Origin of the sequence: Streptomyces racemochromogenes, assembly GCF_044129415.1 — a bacterium.
Taxonomy (GTDB): domain Bacteria; phylum Actinomycetota; class Actinomycetes; order Streptomycetales; family Streptomycetaceae; genus Streptomyces; species Streptomyces racemochromogenes_A.
This window is the reverse complement of the sequence record NZ_JBBDHD010000018.1, coordinates 40,459-56,911: the sequence shown is the minus strand read 5'-3', so window position 1 is coordinate 56,911 and position 16,453 is coordinate 40,459. Positions and strand designations below refer to the sequence as shown.

The window sequence follows — 16,453 nt, the reverse complement described above, 5'->3', positions numbered from 1 at the left end:
CTGGTGCGGTCAGAGAGCCAAGAGGCCTTCGGTCGCCGGATTTCGAGGAGCGCGTAGCGATCTGATGCGCCCACCGGTCCCGGATGACGCTCTCTTCGTCCTCTGGCGCGGGGACCGGCCCCAGACGGCTGGCAGGCGCCGGATCCCAGGAGCGCGTAGCGATCTGGCGCGTCCACCCATTTCGGATGACGGTCTCGTCGTCCTCTCGTGCGGGCAGCGGCCCCAGACGGACTGCGGACGCCGAGACGGGAGGAGCGCGTAGCGATCTGAGGCGTGGGGTGGCCCCGGAGGGCATTCCCGGCGGGCCGGATGGCTGGTCTGCCGGCCCCCGACGACCCCGGAGGGTCCCTGATCCGGCCGCATGTCCATGGAACATCCGTCCCGTTCCTTTGGGGGTTTCCCGGCAGTCTTCGTTTTTCCGGGGCGGGACGGCCTGTCAAGGGTGGCCGGAGGCCATCGCGGAGCGACGCGACGAAGGAGCGCCCTTGACAGGCCGGCCCGACGCGGAAGGACGATGAGACGGACGGGAAAGCCCCAACCCCTCCCTGAGACCGGTCAAGGGGGGTCCGCCCTTCGCCGGTGCCGCTCGGGCGGCCGGGCACCGCCCGGTGGGGTTCCGTGGACGCACGCCTCCCTACAGCCCCGACTCCCACGTCACCGTCGTGCCGCTCGATCCCGTTTCCGTGTGGCCGTCGTCCGAGACCGTGAGGCGGACTCGGGAGGGGGTGGCGTCGATCTCGACCTCGATCGCCGTGACTCCGCTGCGGCGGTGGGCCGCCGCCAGGGCGCTGCGGAGGGTGGCCAGGAGGGCGTCCGTCACGCGGTCCGGGAGGAGGGCGTCCACCGCGCCCGCGAAGTGGACCGACGGCTGGAAGCCCAGCAGGACCGCCGCCCCGCCGGTTTCGCGCAGGACCCGGCCCCGGAAGGTCGTCGGGGCGTCCGTGGGCGGCTGCTGGAGGGCGAAGATGGCCGTGCGGACCTCCTGGATGGTGGAGTCCAGCTCGTCCACGGCCCGGCTCAGCTCGTCGCCGACGTCCGCCGCGTCGCCGGACGGGGCGTTCGAGGAACGCCGCCGCGTGCTCTCCAGCATCATCTCCGTCGCGAACAGCCGCTGGACCACCAGGTCGTGCAGGTCGCGCGCGATGCGGTCGCGGTCCTCGTACACCGCGAGCTGTTCGCGGTCGTGCTGGGCGTCGGCCAGGACCAGCGCCAGCGCGGCCTGGGAGGCGAACTGGGAGGCCAGCAGCCGGTCCACGGCGTCGTACGGGCGGCCGCCCCTCGCCCTGGGCAGGGCGAGGGTGCCGATGAGCTGGCCGCCGCTCTGGAGCGGCAGCATCATGCTCGGACCGAAGCGTTTGCGCACGTGCGTGGTCATCCGGGGGTCGGTCGCCGAGTCCTCTATGAAGACGGGTTCGCCGCCCAGCAGTTGCACCAGCACCGGGGACCCCGGCGCGATGGTCGTGCCGACCAGGTCGCCGGGGTCCCCGTGGGTGGAGGCGGCCACGATCTCCATGCCGCCCTCCGGTGTCGGCTGGAGCACCACGCCGGCGGCTGCGTCCGCGAGCAGCCGGGCCCGTTCGGCGACGCACATCAGGGCGTCGGCCGCCGGCCGCCCCGCGAGGAGGGCGGTGGTCACGGCGGCCGCGCCCTCGATCCAGCGCTCCCGGCGGCGCGCGGTCTCGTACAGCCGGGCGTTGCCGATCGCTATCCCGGCCTGCGAGGCCAGGACCCGTATCAGCGCGAGGTCCTCGTCCGTGAAGGGGCCGCCGCCGTCCTTCTCGGTGAGGTAGAGGTTCCCGAAGACCTCGGTGTGGACCCGGATGGGCACGCCCAGGAAGCTGCGCATGGACGGGTGCCCGGGCGGGAAGCCGGCCGAGCGGGGGTCCTGGGTGAGGTCGTCCAGCAGCAGTGGCCTGGGGTCGGTGATCAGCGCACCGAGCACGCCGCTGCGGCCGTCGGGCAGGCGGGGGATCGCGGCGCGTTCGGCCTCGCTCATCCCGGCAGTGAACAGCCGGGTCAGCCGGCCGCGTTCGGGGTCGACCACCCCGAGCGCGCCGTACCGTGCTCCGCACAGGTCGGTGGCGGAGTCCACGACGTGCTGGAGGGTGGCCTGGAGTTCCAGCTCCGAGCCGACGCTGAGGACGGCGTCCAGCAGCACCGGCAGGCTGGACGGAGCCTCCCCGCCCCCGACGGGCCCGCCCGACTCCTGCGCCGGACCGGGCTCGTACCGGGGTCCGGGCCCCGGTCCCTCGTCGGCAGGCTTCCGCGTCATTCGGCCAGGGGGTTGAGGACCATCGGGGCGATCTTCCCTTCGAGCATCGCGCCGAGACCCAGTACGGCGCACACGTCCGGCCGCTCCGCGATGGCCACGGGCATTCCGGTCGAATCCCTCAGCATCTGGTCCAGCCCCGGCAGCAGGGCGCTGCCGCCCACCATCATGATCCCCCGGTCCGTCAGGTCCGCGACCAGGTCGGGCGGACAGTCGCGCAGTACCTTGCCGATGCCGTCGAGGACGGCCGTCAGCGGGGTGTGGATGGCGTCGCGCACGGCGGCCGTGTCCACGTGGACGGAGCGGGCCAGGCCGGTGGCCACGTCGCGGCCGTGGATCAGGGTGGAGGCGGGGCCGTCCGGGGTGATGCCGTTGCCGTGCAGGGCCAGCTGGAGGGGGCGGACGGCCTGGCTCGGCAGCATCAGCTCGTGGGCGTGGCGCAGGTGCTGGACGACGGCGTGGTCGATGGCCTCGCCGCCGACGGGGATCCGCTCGGCGGTGACGATCGAGCCTAGGGAGAGTACCGCCACCTGGGTGGCGGCCGCCCCGCACACCATGATCATCGTCGCGGTCGGCTGCTCCACGGGCAGGCCGCAGCCGACGGCCGCCGCGATCAGGGTGTCGACCAGTTCGACGCGCCGCGCGCCCAGCCCGACCATCGTCTCGACGGCGGCGCGCTGGGCCAGCGGGTCGGCGTCGTGGGGGGTGCAGCAGGCGGCGCGCAGCCGGGGCTTGCGGCGCAGGGCGCGGCGCAGCTTCTCGCCGAGGAGGTGACGCAGCATCCGCTGGGCCATCTCGATGTCGACGACGGTGCCGCCGGAGACGGGGCGGACGACGCGGATGTAGTCGGGCGTGCGGCCCGTCATCCGTTCGGCGAAGGTGCCGACGGCGATGAGGGCTCCGGTGCGGGTGTTGACCGCGGCGACGCTGGGCTCGTCGACGACGAGTCCGGCGCCCTTGACGTAGACGCGGGTCCTCGCGGCTCCCAGGTCGACGGCGACGTGGCAGCGGCGCAACTGCTCAAGACTGACGGTCACGGCAGGTCCTCCCGAGAGCGCTGGTGCAGAAGGGACCGACGGACGCCGGTCGCAATTCATATCTTCTCGGGTAAATCGGTCATATCGCCCGCTGGAATGCTCCGGCTGGGGCGTGGCGCACGGGGCGGACGTGCTGCACGGGGGTGGATTTCTGTACCGACAGGCAGCACCATGCGCGCACCATCCGCGCTACCCGTGCGTAACAAGGTAAAGGGGTCCCGATGCTGACGTCCCGCCAGAAACTCCTGACGCTCCTGACCCTCTGCTTAGCCCTTCTCGCACCCGTCCCGGCCCACGCCGCGGCCGCCGGGACCGCCGCCCGCAATCCGGTGGTCTTCGTCCACGGTTACAACGCCGACCCCGGCGTCTGGGGTTCCCTGCGCGAGGACCTGCGGGCCGACGGGTACGCGGACTCCGAGCTGTTCTCCTTCGGCTACGACACCCACCAGTCCGTCAACGAGGTCCTCGCGGGCCGCCTCGCCGCCTACGTCGACGAGGTCCGCCGCCGGACCGGAGCCGCCCGGGTGGACGTCGTGGGCCACTCCTTCGGCTCGCTCGTCAGCCGCTGGTACGTCAAGTACGGCGGCGGAACGGCGGCCGTGGACCACTGGGTCTCCCTGGCCGGCCCCAACCACGGCACCTCCACCGCCTGGGCCTGCGCCCTCTGGGACCAGGCCTGCCGCGACATGACCCCGGGTTCCTACGTGGTGAAGAACCTCGCCTCCGGCGACGAGACCCCCGGCCCGGTGAAGTACGCGACCTTCTGGTCGGACTGCGACGAGGTGGTCAACCCCGACAGCAGCGTCCCGCTCACCGGAGCCCTGAACACCCCGGTCGGCTGCCTCAAGCACAACGACCTGCTCGGCGACGACGCCACCTCGGCCGGGGTCCGCGCCTTCCTGCGCTCCTGACCCGGCCCGCTTCTAGACCCCCGCTTCCCCCGCCGGCTGCACCCGCTGGAGCAGCCCGTACGTGAACTCCGCCACCAGGGCCCGCCCCGACGCGGTGAACGCCAGCCGCCAGCGCGTCGGCGCGGTGCCCTCCATCGGCCGGGCCGGCGCGAAGGCCCGGGCCACCTCGTCCACCGTCGCCGACCAGGGCAGCAGGTCCGCTTCCGCCTCCAGCACGGGTCCCCGCGCGCCCGGGGCCCGCACCAGCCACTCGTTCCACACCGCCCCGTCCGGCCCGGCCAGCACCTCGAAGCGCAGCTCCGGCCAGAGCGGCACCGGCCACAGCAGCGCCTCGCACTCCAGGTCCCCGATCCGGCGGGACTCCGCCGACTCCGGCGGGCCCAGCACCGACCGGTAGCGGGCCAGCGCCCCGCGCGACCGGGGAGAGCGGACCATCGCCTGCCAGCGCCGGTTGGCCTCCCGCTGCTCGGCGAGGGTGGCGCCCAGCCGCAGCCGGGCCGCCTCCGCGAGGCCGGGCTGGAAGTCCGCCATCCTGCGCAGCAGCACCAGCTGGAAGGCGCCCGGCCCGAAGGCTCCAGGGCGGCCCGGATTCGGGGTCGCGGTCATGGAGCCACGATTCCACACAGGATCCTCACGCTCCCGGAATACTTATGTTGCCGGGGACCGCATAGCCTGCGGGCCCCATGAACTACTTCTGCCCCGCCTGTCAGAGGCACCTCAACGGCGCGCTCGCGTGCGCAGGGTGCGGAACCCCGGCCGAGCACCTGGTGGCCGCAGCGCCCGGGGCGCCCGGCCCGGGGCCGGCGCCGCAGCCCGCGCTGGCCGAGGTGTTCGCGGACTCGCTCGTCGTCCTGACCGCCCCCCACGAGGGCCGCGCCGGAACGCGCAAGCGCGCGGCCTCCCGCCGCAGACGCGGGCGGACCGCCCTGGCCGTCGGTCTGGGACTGGTGCTCGCGACCGGGGGCTCGATCGCCGTGGCCCGGATGGCGGGCGACGACGAGGGCGTGAGCCGGGCCGACCGGGTGGAGCTCACCGACAGCGGGCCCAAGCAGCCCGACGCCCTGCCGAGCGAGGTGCCCGCCGCGCCCTCCGCCCTGCCGAAGGCGCCGGTGGGTGCGCCGAAGACGGCTCGGCCCAGCGAGAGCCCGAGCGGCTCCCCGTCGGGGCCGAGCTTGAGCGCCTCCGCCCCGACGGGGACCCCCTCGCAGAAAGGTTCCGGCGGAGCGGGACCCGTAAAGACGACGACACCGGGGCAGCCCGCGCCCGGAACCACCGGCACGGCGAAGCCCGCCCCGACGAAGACCAAGGGGGGCACGCCGAAGCCCGAGCCGACGAAGACCTGCGTGTTCTGGATCTTCGGCTGCTCGGAGGGCTGAGCCGGGCCCGCGGGCGGGGGCCGGTCAGCCCAGCATGCGCCTGAGCAGGTCCCGCAGGGCCGTGCGCTCCTCCGACGTGAGCCCGGCCAGCGGTTCGCGCGCGAAGTCCAGGGACTCGCGCAGCCGCTCCGCCGTCTCGGCGCCCTCCTCGGTGGGGGCGGCCAGTTTCACCCGGCGGTCGGCCGGGTCCGGGCGGCGTTCGACCAGGCCGCGGGTCTCCAGCCGGTCGATGATGCCGGTGACGTTGGACGGCTCGCAGCGCAGCTTCTGCGCGATGCGGCGCATGGGCAGCGGCTCCAGCGACAGCAGCGTCAGGACCTTGGCCTGGGCGCCGGTGAGCTGGTGGCGGGCGGCCGCCTCCTCGTACTCCATGTGGTAGCGGGCCACGACGTCGCCGATGAGCTCGACGACCTCGACGGTCACTGGGTCTGCGCGACGACTGGGCATGGGACCAGCGTACCCATTTGCTTGACAACATGAAATATCCAGGAGCATGGTTGTTTCAGGTCGTGAAGCATTCGTCTTCCCTCCCTCTTCCCTACCTCTTCCTGGAGCCCCTCATGTCTCAGATCCCCGCCGTCAGCCGCGAGTGGCACCTGGTCCGCCGTCCGCAGGGCTGGCCCGTGGCCGAGGACTTCGCCCTCCGTGAGGTGCCCGTCTCCGCCGAGCCCGCCGCCGGCCGGATCCTGGTCCGCAACCTCCACATGTCCGTGGACCCGTACATGCGCGGCCGGATGAACGACACCAAGTCCTACGTCCCGCCCTTCCAGCTCGACGAGCCGATGCAGGGCGGCGCGGTCGGCGAGGTCGTGGCCTCCAACGCCGAGGGCTTCGAGGTCGGCGACCACGTCCTGCACATGCTGGGCTGGCGCGAGTACGCCGACCTCGACGCGAAGCACGTCACCAAGGTCGACGCCTCCCTCGCCCCGCTCTCCGCCTACCTCGGCGTGCTCGGCATGCCGGGTCTGACCGCCTACGCGGGCCTCTTCGAGGTCGCCTCCTTCAAGGAGGGCGACTCCGTCTTCGTCTCCGGCGCGGCGGGCGCGGTCGGCAGCCTGGTCGGCCAGTTCGCGAAGATCAAGGGCGCCTCCCGGGTGATCGGCTCCGCCGGATCGGACGAGAAGGTGACGCTCCTCACGGAGAAGTACGGCTTCGACGCCGCCTTCAACTACAAGAACGGCCCCGTCGCCGAGCAGCTGAAGGAGGCCGCCCCCGAGGGCGTCGACGTCTACTTCGACAACGTCGGCGGCGACCACCTGGAGGCCGCCATCTCCGCCATGAACGTCCACGGCCGCGCCACCCTGTGCGGCGCCATCGCCGGCTACAACGACACCGAGCCCGCCCCCGGCCCGCGCAACCTCATGATGGTCATCGGCAAGCGCCTGCGCCTCCAGGGCATCCTGGTCGGGGACCACGCCGCGCTCCAGCCGCAGTTCGTCAAGGACGTCGCGGGCTGGCTGGCCTCCGGCGAGCTGCGCTACGACGAGACGGTCGTCGAGGGCGTGGAGAACGCGACCGACGCCTTCCTCGGAATGCTGCGGGGCGAGAACACCGGAAAGATGATCGTCACGTTCACCCGTTAGGCTCCCTCCATACCGTCGCGATCGTGGGCGCGAGTCGCGGCGACTATCTGGAGGATCCGTTTTCATGTCCATCACCCAGTCCGACGTCGCGTACACGGCCGTCGCCACCGCCGAGAACGGCCGTGACGGCCGCGTCGCCACCAACGACGGCCGGCTCGACGTCGTCGTGAACCCGCCGAAGGAGCTCGGCGGCAGCGGCGCCGGCACCAACCCGGAGCAGCTGTTCGCCGCCGGCTACAGCGCCTGCTTCCAGGGCGCCCTCAGCGTCGCGGCCCGCAACGAGAACGTCGACGTCACCGGCTCCACCGTGACCGCCGAGGTCGGCATCGGCAAGAACGACGAGGGCTTCGGCATCATCGTCAAGCTGACCGCCTCGATCCCGAACGTGGACGCCGCCGTCGCGAAGGACCTGGTCGAGAAGGCCGACCAGATCTGCCCGTACTCCAAGGCGACCCGCGGCAACATCACGGTCGAGCTGAACGTCGCCTGACGCCGTCCGACGCAGCTCCACGCAGGCCGCACCCCCTCAGGGGGTGCGGCCTGCGCCGTAGACTGGCCGCATGCGTGATCTTGCGGGGGGCTTCCGGTACCTGATGGCCGGACAGAGATGGGTGTTCGGCAACGGCCGCTGGCTGGGCTTCGGCCTGCTGCCGGGCCTGGTCTCGCTGGTGCTCTACGGCGCCGCGCTGACCGGCCTCTTCTTCGGGGCCGACGACTTCACCGCCTGGGCGACGCCGTTCGCCTCGGACTGGTCCGAGCCCTGGCTCGACCTCTTCCGCGGGTTCCTGACCGCCGTGGTGATCTCCCTCGGGCTCTTCCTGTCGGTCATCACCTTCACCGCCGTGACCCTGCTGGTCGGCCAGCCCTTCTACGAGTCCCTCTCGGAGCAGGTGGACCGCACCGAAGGCGGTGAGGTCCCGGAGTCGGGTCGCTCCTTCTGGGAGGACCTGTGGATCTCCGCCCGGGACAGCCTGAGGCTGCTGGTGCGGGTGATGCTCTACGGGATCCTGCTGTTCGCCCTCGGGTTCATCCCGGTGATCGGGCAGACGGTGATCCCGGCGATCGGCTTCTGCGTTTCCGGCTTCTTCCTGACCCAGGAGCTCACCTCCGTCGCCCTCCAGCGGCGCCGGGTGGACCTGGACGAGCAGCTCGTCCTGCTCCGCGGGCGGCGTGCGACGGCCCTGGGCTTCGGGGTGCCGCTGGTGCTGCTGTTCCTGGTCCCCTTCGTCGCGGTGTTCCTGATGCCGGGCGCGGTGGCGGGGGCGACCCTGCTGGCGCGGGAGCTGGTGGGGGCCGACGCCGAGACCCCCGAGGGTGGCGCCGGGGACGAGGCCGGGCGGGACGACGCCCAGGCCCAGGCGGGCCCGTACGGTGCGGCCGGTCCTTACGGCGGCTCCGCGCAGCCCCACGGCCAGGGCTACGCCCAGGGTTACGGCCAAGCGCCGGGGCAGGGGTACCCGCCCGCCCCCGGTCAGGGCTACGGCGGCCAGGGCCACGCCGCCCCGGCTCCCGGGCAGGGCTACGGACAGCACGCGCCGGTCCAGGCTCCGGCCTACGACCGGCCCCCGGCCCCCGGCCAGGGCTATGGCGGTCAGGCTCACGGCGGCCCGGGCTATGGCGGTCAGGTTCACGGCGGCCAGGGCTATGGCGGTCAGGTTCACGGCGGTCCGGGCTACGGAGGCCAGGGCTACGGCGGCCAGGGCCAGGCGCCGGGTCAGGCGCAGCCCGCGGCCCCCGGCTACGGGCAGGCGCCGGGGCAGCACCACCCGGACCCGCGCTCGTACTCCTGACGCCGCGCCGCGGGGGCCTCAGCGGCCGGGGCCGCGCCGCAGCAGGGTGATCGCCCCCACCGTGTCCTCGCCCGCGTGGGCGACCGGGTCGGCGTCCAGGCGCTCCCGCATCAGGTCCAGGTACGGCTCGATCAGCTCGGCGCCGACCCCCTGGTCGGCGGCGGTGCGCAGCAGCGTGCCGCTCGCCGCGACCTGCATGGCCAGGTTGGACACCACCCCGGTGGTGAAGTCCCGGGAGGTCAGCCGCTCGGCGGCGTTCCCGACGAAGAACCCCATCGCGCCCAGCCACTCCGACAGCAGCGGGGCCAGGTCCTTCGGCGCGATGTCCTCGCCCTCGATCAGGGCGTAGGCGTGCGAGATCCCGGCGAACAGCCCGTACATCGCGCTCAGCAGCGCCACGTCGTGCAGGGCCGCGTGGCCCGGGTCCTCGCCGACGTAGCGGGCGCCGGCCGGGACCTGCAGGGTGGCCCGGTGGGTGTCGAAGAGGGCGCGGGAGCCGCTGTAGAAGACGTACCCGCCGGACTCCGGGACGCCGATCATCGACGGGGTGGCCATGATCCCGGCGTCCACGAAGCGGGCGCCGCGCTCCTCGGCCCAGGCGGCGCGGGCCCGGCCCTCGGCGGGGGTGCCGGTGGTGAGGTTGACCAGGTCCTTGCCGGTCAGGTCGGCCCCGTCCAGCACGGAGCCGATGCCGGCGTCGTCCAGCAGGCAGAGCACGATCAGGGTGTTGGCGGAGACGGCCGCGGCGGGGCTCGCGGCGACGGACGCGCCCTCGGCTGCCAGGGCCCGCGCCTTGGCGGGGGTGCGGTTCCAGACGGTCAGGGGGTGCCCGGCGGAGAGCCAGGTGCGGGCCAGGGCGGTGCCCATGTCGCCGAGGCCGAGCAGGGTGAGCGGGCGGGGTGCGGTGTCGTTGTCGGTCATGCCGTTTAGCCTGGTGGCAGGGTGAAAAGGCCTCAAGTACGCACCTCGGAGTGGGTGGTTACCCCGAGGTGAGCGAGCAGGTGGGAGGGGTGGGGGATGGCGCTGACACGGAGGCCGGGCGCGGACCACTGCGGGATCGCGGCCGCGATGGCGGTGATCGACGGCAAGTGGAAGGTCTCGATCCTGTGGGAGCTGGAGCAGTGCCCGGGCCGCCGGTTCGGGGAGCTGCGCCGACTGGTCCCCGGCGTCTCGGAGAAGGTCCTCGCGGCGCAGCTGCGTGAGCTGGAGTCGGACGGCATAGTCCACCGTGAGGTCTTCGACGAGGTCCCGCCGCGCGTGGAGTACTCCCTGACCCCGCTCGGCGAGGAGCTGAACGTGGCCCTGGAGTCCCTGGGGCAGTGGGGCGCGAAGCACTTCCTGCCCGACTCTGCCCGGACGGTCTAGAGCCCCGGCGGGAGGGGGACGTCCGCCGTGATCACCGTGGGGGTCAGGGCGTCCGCCTCGGCGAGGAGGGTGCCGTCCGGGGACCAGACCGCCGCGCCGCCGCAGCCGGTCCAGGGGCCCGCCGGGCCGACGTGGTTGGCGAGGACCACGTACAGGCCGTGTTCCTTCGCCATGCCCGGGTAGACGGTGGCGCGTTCGGTGATGCCGTCGCCGGTGCCGTAGAGGGAGCTCGCGAGGTGGACGCGGCAGCCGTCGGCCGCGCCCCGGGCGGGCAGGTCGGGGAAGTGGTTGTCGAAGCAGACGCCCAGGGAGAAGCGGAGGCCGCCGAGTTCGAAGCGGCCGTCCGTGGTGCCGGGGGTGAAGGCGCCCTGCTCGTGCTGGTAGAGGTGCTGTTTGGCGTACGTGGTGAGGTGCGCGCCGTCGGCGTCGTAGACCAGGGTCGCGAGGGCCGGCAGCGGGTCCCGCGTGCGCAGGGCGGCGTTGACGGCGACCGCGACGCCGGCCGAGCGCAGCCCGTCCAGGCGGGGGTCGTCGGGACCGGACAGCCACAGGGCGGGGTCCTCGGCGAGTGCCTCCATCTCGTAGCCGGTGAGCGTCAGTTCCGGGAAGACCACGAGCTCGGCGCCCTCCCTGCGGGCCCGTGCGGCGAGGGCGGTGGCGTGGGCGGCGTTCGCCGTGACGTCGGCGGGTACGCAGGTCAGCTGCGCGGCGGCGATCTTCATGGGACTCAGGATGTCAGGGAGGCGGAGGGGGACGGAGCGCCGGGCAGTTGCCCGCGGCGGCGTACGAAGGCGGCCTCCACCAGGTTGAGCCCGGTCACCACCCCGGTCAGCAGGGCGAGCGCGGCCAGCGAGGGCAGCAGGACGGCCGCGGGCAGCAGGAGCAGGACGATCCCGGCGGCCGTCAGCCTCGTCACCGACCAGGAGCGGAACAGGTGCCAGCGGGTGTACCCGAAGGTGGCCAGGAAGAGGGCGCAGCCCCCGTAGAGGAGGGCGGCCACGCCGAGGGGCAGCCGGGTGCCGGGGCGGGCGACGGCCTCGGCCATGCCGACGGCGACGGCGATGACCGAGGCGATCAGCGAGAGGTGCCCGTACGAGAGGACCTGCCGGGCCACGTCCGCCCGTACGGCGGCGGTCTCCAGGCCGTGCCGGACGGCGTCGGCGGCGAGGTGGAAGTACACCCACCACAGGCCGCAGACCAGGGCGAAGGCCACGGCGACGGCGGCCAGCGCGCCGGCGTCCAGGCCGGGGGCGGAGGCCACCGGGGCGCCGACGGCCACGATCGACTCGCCCAGCGCGATCATCACGAACAGTCCGAAGCGTTCGGCGAGATGGCCCGAGTCGAAGCTGAGCCGGACCATGTTGCGGCGGGTCAGGCGGGGTGCGGCCAGGTCCACGGCGGCGGCCAGCGCCCACAGCCCGAGGCGGGCCCTTCCGTCGGTGAAGGAGCCGGCCAGCAGCAGCGGGCCGCTGACCAGCACCGACAGGGTCACCGGGGTGAGCCGCAGGCGGCGGGTGCGGCCGTGTGCGAGGGCGGCGAGCACGAGGCGGGCGCAGAAGTAGGCGCCGGCCAGGAGGGGGCCGCGGTCGCCGAAGGCGCCGGGCAGGGCCAGGGCCATCAGCAGGCCGCACAGTCCGGCGGCGAAGAGGCCGAGCCGTTCCAGGGGCCGGTCGGCGTCATGGGTGTTGGAGTGGACGGTGTTGCCCACCCACACCCAGTAGACGGGTATGAAGACGATCAGGGCCCGGCCGGTGCCGGCCCAGCCGTGGTCGTGATGGAGGAGTGCCGAGACCTGGGTCACGGCGAACACCAGCACCAGGTCGAAGAACAGCTCCGACCACGCGACCTTCTTCTCCCGCTCTTCGGGCTCCATGTCGTGTCCCCCCGCTCGAAGTCCGGGGGAAAGGATGCCCGGTGGGGGCGGGCGGCTAAGCGCCGGGGCCCCGTAGCAGGGTGAGGAAGGAGCGGAACGCGGCGGGCATGTCCACCGATTCCGGGGCGAGCAGCCACTGGTACTGGAGGCCGTCCATGACCGCCGTCAGCAGCGGAGCGGCTTCTTCCGGGGTGAGGCCGGAGGGGAGGCGCGGGCCGAACTCGGCGCGCAGCAGGTCGGCCATCTCCCCCCGGACCTGCGCGTAGCGCTCGGTGAAGAAGGCGCGGGCCGGGTGGCCGTCGGTGACGCTCTCGCCGAGCAGGGCGGAGAAGGTCTGCACGATGCCGGGGCGCATGGCGTTGTACTCGACCAGGGAGGCCAGCAGGTCCAGGCGCCAGGTGCCGGCCGAGGCTCGGGAGCCGCCGCCGGTGTCCCAGCGGTCGCGCTCCTCCAGGACCGCGACCAGCAGGGCCTCCTTGGTCGGGAAGTAGTGCAGGAGGCCCTGCTGGGTCAGGCCCACGCGTTCGGCGACGGAGGCCAGGGAGGCGCCCCGGTAGCCGCGCTCGGCGATCACCTCGACCGCCGCGCGGACGATCTCGCCGCGGCGCTCCTCGCTCTTCGCCCTGACCATGGCCCCGCCACACCCCTCCCGATCGGACCTGCCCGCCAGTCGTACGACCGTACGCCATCCTTTCATCACGAAAAGATTACAAGACCTACCGTCTTACAAGGGAAGGGTCCACCATGGGCCCACCGCACCGCACCCACAGAGCGAGGAGGCACGGCCGTGACCGCTGCCGATCAGGTCCCCGACGAGCGCGCGAGCGAGCAGCTGCGGGAAGACGCCGTCGAGGCCGCCCTGGACAAGCTGGACCTCGACGCCAAGACCGGACTGCTGGCCGGTCAGGACATGTGGTCCCTGCCCGCCGTCCCGGAGATCGGGCTCGGCTCCCTGGTCATGTCCGACGGGCCCGTCGGCGTCCGCGGCGTGCGCTGGACCGCCGACGACCCCTCGGTCGCCCTGCCCTCCCCGACGGCCCTCGCCGCCTCCTGGGACCCGTCCCTGGCCCGCCGGGCCGGCCGGCTGCTGGCCCAGGAGGCCCGCCGCAAGGGCGTCCACGTCCTCCTCGCGCCCACCGTCAACCTGCACCGCTCCCCACTGGGCGGCCGCCACTTCGAGTGCTACTCCGAGGACCCGTACCTGACCGGCGCCATCGGCACCGGCTACGTCCAGGGCGTCCAGGACGGCGGGGTCGGCACCACCGTCAAGCACTTCACCGGAAACGACGCCGAAACGGAGCGGTTCACCGTCGACTGCGCCATCGCCCCGCGCCCGCTGCGCGAGCTGTACCTGGCGCCCTTCGAGGCCATCGTCAAGGGCGCCCGGCCCTGGGGCGTCATGACCGCCTACAACCGGGTCAACGGCATCACCATGACCGAGCACGCCCGGCTGGTGAACGGGGTGCTGCGCGGCGAGTGGGGCTTCGACGGCTGCAACGTCTCCGACTGGATGGCCGCCCGTTCCACCGCCGGCTGCCTCGACGGCGGCCTCGACGTGGCCATGCCCGGCCCGACGACCGTCTACGGCCCCGCCCTGGCCGCCGCCGTGCGCACCGGCAAGGCCGACGCGTCCGCCGTCGACGGGGCCGTGCGCAACGTCCTGCGCCTCGCCGCCCGCGCGGGCCTCCTGGAGGGCGCCCCCGCCGCCGTCGCCGCTCCGCCCGCGCCGCTCGACGGGCAGGCCCTGGCCCGCGAGCTGGCCGCCCGCGGGGCCGTCCTCGTACGCAACGAGGGCGGTGCCCTGCCGCTCGGCCGCGCCGCCGGCCGCACCGTCGCCCTGATCGGCGCCGCCGCCCGCGACGCCCGCGTCCTGGGCGGCGGCAGCGCCACCGTCTTCCCCGAACGGGTGGTCTCCCCGCTCGACGGGCTCACCGCCGCCCTGCCCGACGGCGCCCTGACCTATGCCGTCGGCGCCGACCCGAGCGAGGAGCCCGCCCCCGCCGGGCAGGGCTTCGAGCTGCGCGCCGTCTGCCGCGACGCCGCCGGGACGGTCCTCGGCGAGGGCCGTCTGCCGTCCGGCCAGGTCCAGTGGATCGGCGACGACCTCCCCGAGGGGGTCACGTACGAGACGATGGCCGGTATCGAGGTCACCGGGACGTTCGTGCCGCGCGAGAGCGGCGAGCACGTCTTCGGCACCCGCGGGCTCGGCGCCTTCCGCCTCTCGGTCGGCGGCCGCACCCGCTGGGAGGGCGTCCAGGAGAGGGGCGACGAGGCCGACCCCTTCGAGGCGTTCTTCGGCGCCCCCAGCGAGCGGGCGACGGTGACCCTGGCCGCCGGGGAGCCCGTCGAGGTCTCGCTGGCCTACCAGGTGCCCGACATGAGTGCGATGCCGCTCAAGGCGGTCATGTTCTCCCTGCTGCACCTCGGGCCGCGCCGCGACCCCGACGAACTGATCGCCGAGGCCGTGCGGGCCGCCCGCGCCGCCGACACCGCCGTCGTGGTCGTCGCCACCACCGAGCGGGTGGAGTCCGAGGGCTTCGACCGCGGCGACCTCCGGCTGCCGGGCCGTCAGGACGACCTGGTGCGCGCCGTCGCCGCCGCCAACCCGAACACCGTGGTCGTCGTCAACGCGGGCTCCCCCGTGGAACTCCCCTGGCGGGAGGACGTCGCCGCCGTCCTGCTGACCTGGTTCCCGGGGCAGGAGGGCGGGGCCGCGCTGGCCGACGTGCTCCTCGGTGACGCCGAACCCGGCGGCCGCCTGCCCACCACCTGGCCCGCCTCCCTCGCCGACGCGCCCGTCACCGAGGTCGTCCCCCGGGAGGGGCGCCTGGAGTACCGCGAGGGACTGCTGATCGGCTACCGCGCCTACGAGGCCCACGGCGTGACCCCGGCCTACCCCTTCGGGCACGGCCTCGGCTACACCGACTGGGCCTACGAGTCCCTGGAGGCCACCGCCGAGTCCGTCCGCGTCCGCCTCACCAACACGGGCACCCGGCCCGGCCGCGAGGTCGTCCAGGTCTACCTCGCCCCCGCCTCCGACCCCGTGGAGCGCCCGGCGAGCTGGCTGGCCGGCTTCGCGTCCGTCACCGCCGGGGCCGGGGAGGGCGTCGAGGTGGAAATCCCGCTGCCCGCCCGCGCCTTCGAGATCTGGGACGAGGAGGCGTACGGCTGGCGCCGGATCGGCGGCACCTACGAGGTCCGCGCGAGCCGCTCCCACGCCGACACCCGGCTCACGGCCACCCTCGACCTGTAGCCCGGCCCGGGCCCACGACACGCCGGGGCGGGGGACTGGCCGGAAATCACCCCCGCCCCGGCCTTCCGCGCACGCCCGCCCGGGCCCGGCGTCAACGCGGCGGCTGCGCCGCCGTCACCTGCCGGTGGGCCAGTTCCGCGAGCCGGGCCTGGCCGTCCCTGCCGGGGTGGAACCAGTCCCAGTGGCTCAGCTGCTCCGCCCCGAAGGGGTACTGGAAGACGGCCCCGCCGTCGTAGCGGCACAGCGCGTCCTTCGCGCAGACCTGGCGCAGCGCCTCGTTGTACTCGACCACGCGCGCCCGTACCTTCTCCCGCCGGGCCGTCGCCCCGGCGTCGGCGGACAGGGGATCGGCCAGCATGGACTGGCAGATCCCCAGCTTCCAGACCTGCCGCACCATCGGGCTGTCCTTGCCCTGCTCCCACAGCCGTTGGAGGTCCGGCACGGACGACACGTACACCTGCGAGGCGGGCGAGGCCGCCCGCAGCTCCTTCAACGCCTGTTCGAACTCCGCCCGGAAGTCGGCCACCGGGGTCATCGACGAAGCCGTGGGCCGGCAGGCGTCGTTCGAGCCCACCATCACCGTGACCAGGCCCGGTTTGTGCTGCGCCGCTTCGGCGACCTGCCCGGGCAGGTCCGCCATGCGCGCGCCCGTCACCGCGTGGTTCCAGCTCCGCGCGGGCACCTCCGCCTCGCCCAGCAGCCGGGCGGCCAGCGAGTTGACGGCGGGATCGCTGCCGGTGGCCCAGGAGACCTCCGGGCAGTCGGCCAGCACCGAACAGGCGTCGAAACCGCGGGTGATGGAGTCGCCGACGGCGGCCACCGAGGCCGGCGCCGGGTTCCACCGCGGCTTCGCCTGAGCCCCCCGCTCGCCTTCTTTCCCGGACGGCCCCGCGTCGTCACAGCCCGTGACCGCCGCCGCCAGTACGGCCACCGCCACGCCCGCGCCGGTGACGGTCCGGCGTACGCGGCGGCGCGCGGCGGTGGTGCGCATCGGGG

General features: G+C 73.8%; 15 protein-coding genes and 1 pseudogene. 7 read left to right on the top strand and 9 right to left on the bottom strand.

Features of this window, described 5'->3' with window-relative positions:
* Positions 1-634: 634 nt before the first annotated feature.
* Together WDV06_RS10010 and WDV06_RS10005 are read right to left on the bottom strand one after the other, a co-directional pair.
* Entirely contained in the window at positions 635-2,272 is a 1,638-nt protein-coding gene (locus WDV06_RS10010) for a sensor histidine kinase (RefSeq protein WP_395509284.1), read from the bottom strand.
* Entirely contained in the window at positions 2,269-3,306 is a 1,038-nt protein-coding gene (locus WDV06_RS10005) for a rod shape-determining protein (protein WP_344155861.1), read from the bottom strand. The genes WDV06_RS10010 and WDV06_RS10005 overlap by 4 nt, the downstream gene beginning before the upstream one ends.
* Positions 3,307-3,527: 221 nt before the next feature.
* Between WDV06_RS10005 and WDV06_RS10000 the strand changes: the two genes are divergently transcribed.
* Positions 3,528-4,217, top strand: a complete 690-nt coding sequence (locus WDV06_RS10000; protein ID WP_395509283.1) for an esterase/lipase family protein — start codon at positions 3,528-3,530, stop codon at positions 4,215-4,217.
* A gap of 12 nt (positions 4,218-4,229) precedes the next feature.
* Here WDV06_RS10000 and WDV06_RS09995 read toward each other — a convergent pair whose 3' ends face one another.
* Positions 4,230-4,823 carry a hypothetical protein gene (locus WDV06_RS09995; RefSeq protein WP_395509282.1) on the bottom strand — a complete coding sequence of 198 codons (594 nt, stop codon included), beginning with the start codon at positions 4,821-4,823 and terminating at the stop codon, positions 4,230-4,232.
* Between the two features lie 77 nt (positions 4,824-4,900).
* Here WDV06_RS09995 and WDV06_RS09990 point away from each other — a divergent pair, with 77 nt between their 5' ends.
* Positions 4,901-5,593 carry a hypothetical protein gene (locus WDV06_RS09990; RefSeq protein WP_395509281.1) on the top strand — a complete coding sequence of 231 codons (693 nt, stop codon included), beginning with the start codon at positions 4,901-4,903 and terminating at the stop codon, positions 5,591-5,593.
* A 24-nt stretch (positions 5,594-5,617) separates the two neighbouring features.
* Here WDV06_RS09990 and WDV06_RS09985 read toward each other — a convergent pair whose 3' ends face one another.
* On the bottom strand, positions 5,618-6,040 hold the full coding sequence (locus WDV06_RS09985) for a MarR family winged helix-turn-helix transcriptional regulator (RefSeq protein ID WP_395509280.1): 423 nt from the start codon (positions 6,038-6,040) through the stop codon (positions 5,618-5,620).
* 113 nt (positions 6,041-6,153) lie between these two features.
* On the opposite strand from WDV06_RS09985, the gene WDV06_RS09980 reads away from it, so the two are divergent.
* The 3 genes and pseudogenes from WDV06_RS09980 to WDV06_RS09970 form a co-directional block, all read left to right on the top strand.
* Positions 6,154-7,176 carry an NADP-dependent oxidoreductase gene (locus WDV06_RS09980; protein ID WP_395509279.1) on the top strand — a complete coding sequence of 341 codons (1,023 nt, stop codon included), beginning with the start codon at positions 6,154-6,156 and terminating at the stop codon, positions 7,174-7,176.
* 64 nt (positions 7,177-7,240) lie between these two features.
* A complete protein-coding gene (locus tag WDV06_RS09975) occupies positions 7,241-7,666 on the top strand; it encodes an organic hydroperoxide resistance protein (RefSeq protein WP_358896269.1) in 426 nt (141 codons plus the stop codon).
* Positions 7,667-7,736: 70 nt separating this feature from the next.
* A pseudogene (locus WDV06_RS09970) lies at positions 7,737-8,618 on the top strand (EI24 domain-containing protein); the annotation flags it as partial.
* Between the two features lie 366 nt (positions 8,619-8,984).
* Here the strand turns inward: WDV06_RS09970 and WDV06_RS09965 are convergent.
* Entirely contained in the window at positions 8,985-9,887 is a 903-nt protein-coding gene (locus tag WDV06_RS09965) for an NAD(P)-dependent oxidoreductase (protein ID WP_395509278.1), read from the bottom strand.
* A 96-nt stretch (positions 9,888-9,983) separates the two neighbouring features.
* Between WDV06_RS09965 and WDV06_RS09960 the strand changes: the two genes are divergently transcribed.
* Positions 9,984-10,331, top strand: coding sequence for a winged helix-turn-helix transcriptional regulator (locus tag WDV06_RS09960; RefSeq protein ID WP_395509277.1), 348 nt, complete (start codon positions 9,984-9,986; stop codon positions 10,329-10,331).
* Here the strand turns inward: WDV06_RS09960 and WDV06_RS09955 are convergent.
* The 3 genes from WDV06_RS09955 to WDV06_RS09945 are packed head-to-tail and all read right to left on the bottom strand — an operon-like array spanning position 10,328 to position 12,835.
* Positions 10,328-11,053 (bottom strand): carbon-nitrogen hydrolase family protein, encoded by a 726-nt coding sequence (locus WDV06_RS09955; RefSeq protein ID WP_395509276.1) that lies wholly within the window; start codon positions 11,051-11,053, stop codon positions 10,328-10,330. The two genes, WDV06_RS09960 and WDV06_RS09955, sit on opposite strands and share 4 nt — an antisense overlap.
* A 5-nt stretch (positions 11,054-11,058) precedes the next feature.
* Positions 11,059-12,204 carry a low temperature requirement protein A gene (locus tag WDV06_RS09950; RefSeq protein WP_395509275.1) on the bottom strand — a complete coding sequence of 382 codons (1,146 nt, stop codon included), beginning with the start codon at positions 12,202-12,204 and terminating at the stop codon, positions 11,059-11,061.
* Between the two features lie 55 nt (positions 12,205-12,259).
* Positions 12,260-12,835: a TetR/AcrR family transcriptional regulator gene (locus tag WDV06_RS09945; RefSeq protein ID WP_395509274.1), complete on the bottom strand. Its 576-nt coding sequence runs from the start codon at positions 12,833-12,835 to the stop codon at positions 12,260-12,262.
* Positions 12,836-12,991: 156 nt separating this feature from the next.
* Here WDV06_RS09945 and WDV06_RS09940 point away from each other — a divergent pair, with 156 nt between their 5' ends.
* Positions 12,992-15,457 (top strand): beta-glucosidase H, encoded by a 2,466-nt coding sequence (locus WDV06_RS09940; RefSeq protein WP_395509273.1) that lies wholly within the window; start codon positions 12,992-12,994, stop codon positions 15,455-15,457.
* Between the two features lie 91 nt (positions 15,458-15,548).
* On the opposite strand, the gene WDV06_RS09935 is transcribed toward WDV06_RS09940, so the two are convergent.
* Positions 15,549-16,448 carry an SGNH/GDSL hydrolase family protein gene (locus WDV06_RS09935; protein ID WP_395509272.1) on the bottom strand — a complete coding sequence of 300 codons (900 nt, stop codon included), beginning with the start codon at positions 16,446-16,448 and terminating at the stop codon, positions 15,549-15,551.
* Positions 16,449-16,453: the final 5 nt, after the last annotated feature.

Coding starts and splice junctions, on each gene's coding strand:
- WDV06_RS10010 (WP_395509284.1), bottom strand. CDS start 2,272: ATGACGCGGAAGCCTGCCGACGAGGGACCGGGGCCCGGACCCCGGTAC.
- WDV06_RS10000 (WP_395509283.1), top strand. CDS start 3,528: ATGCTGACGTCCCGCCAGAAACTCCTGACGCTCCTGACCCTCTGCTTA.
- WDV06_RS09995 (WP_395509282.1), bottom strand. CDS start 4,823: ATGACCGCGACCCCGAATCCGGGCCGCCCTGGAGCCTTCGGGCCGGGC.
- WDV06_RS09990 (WP_395509281.1), top strand. CDS start 4,901: ATGAACTACTTCTGCCCCGCCTGTCAGAGGCACCTCAACGGCGCGCTC.
- WDV06_RS09985 (WP_395509280.1), bottom strand. CDS start 6,040: ATGCCCAGTCGTCGCGCAGACCCAGTGACCGTCGAGGTCGTCGAGCTC.
- WDV06_RS09980 (WP_395509279.1), top strand. CDS start 6,154: ATGTCTCAGATCCCCGCCGTCAGCCGCGAGTGGCACCTGGTCCGCCGT.
- WDV06_RS09975 (WP_358896269.1), top strand. CDS start 7,241: ATGTCCATCACCCAGTCCGACGTCGCGTACACGGCCGTCGCCACCGCC.
- WDV06_RS09965 (WP_395509278.1), bottom strand. CDS start 9,887: ATGACCGACAACGACACCGCACCCCGCCCGCTCACCCTGCTCGGCCTC.
- WDV06_RS09960 (WP_395509277.1), top strand. CDS start 9,984: ATGGCGCTGACACGGAGGCCGGGCGCGGACCACTGCGGGATCGCGGCC.
- WDV06_RS09955 (WP_395509276.1), bottom strand. CDS start 11,053: ATGAAGATCGCCGCCGCGCAGCTGACCTGCGTACCCGCCGACGTCACG.
- WDV06_RS09950 (WP_395509275.1), bottom strand. CDS start 12,204: ATGGAGCCCGAAGAGCGGGAGAAGAAGGTCGCGTGGTCGGAGCTGTTC.
- WDV06_RS09945 (WP_395509274.1), bottom strand. CDS start 12,835: ATGGTCAGGGCGAAGAGCGAGGAGCGCCGCGGCGAGATCGTCCGCGCG.
- WDV06_RS09935 (WP_395509272.1), bottom strand. CDS start 16,448: ATGCGCACCACCGCCGCGCGCCGCCGCGTACGCCGGACCGTCACCGGC.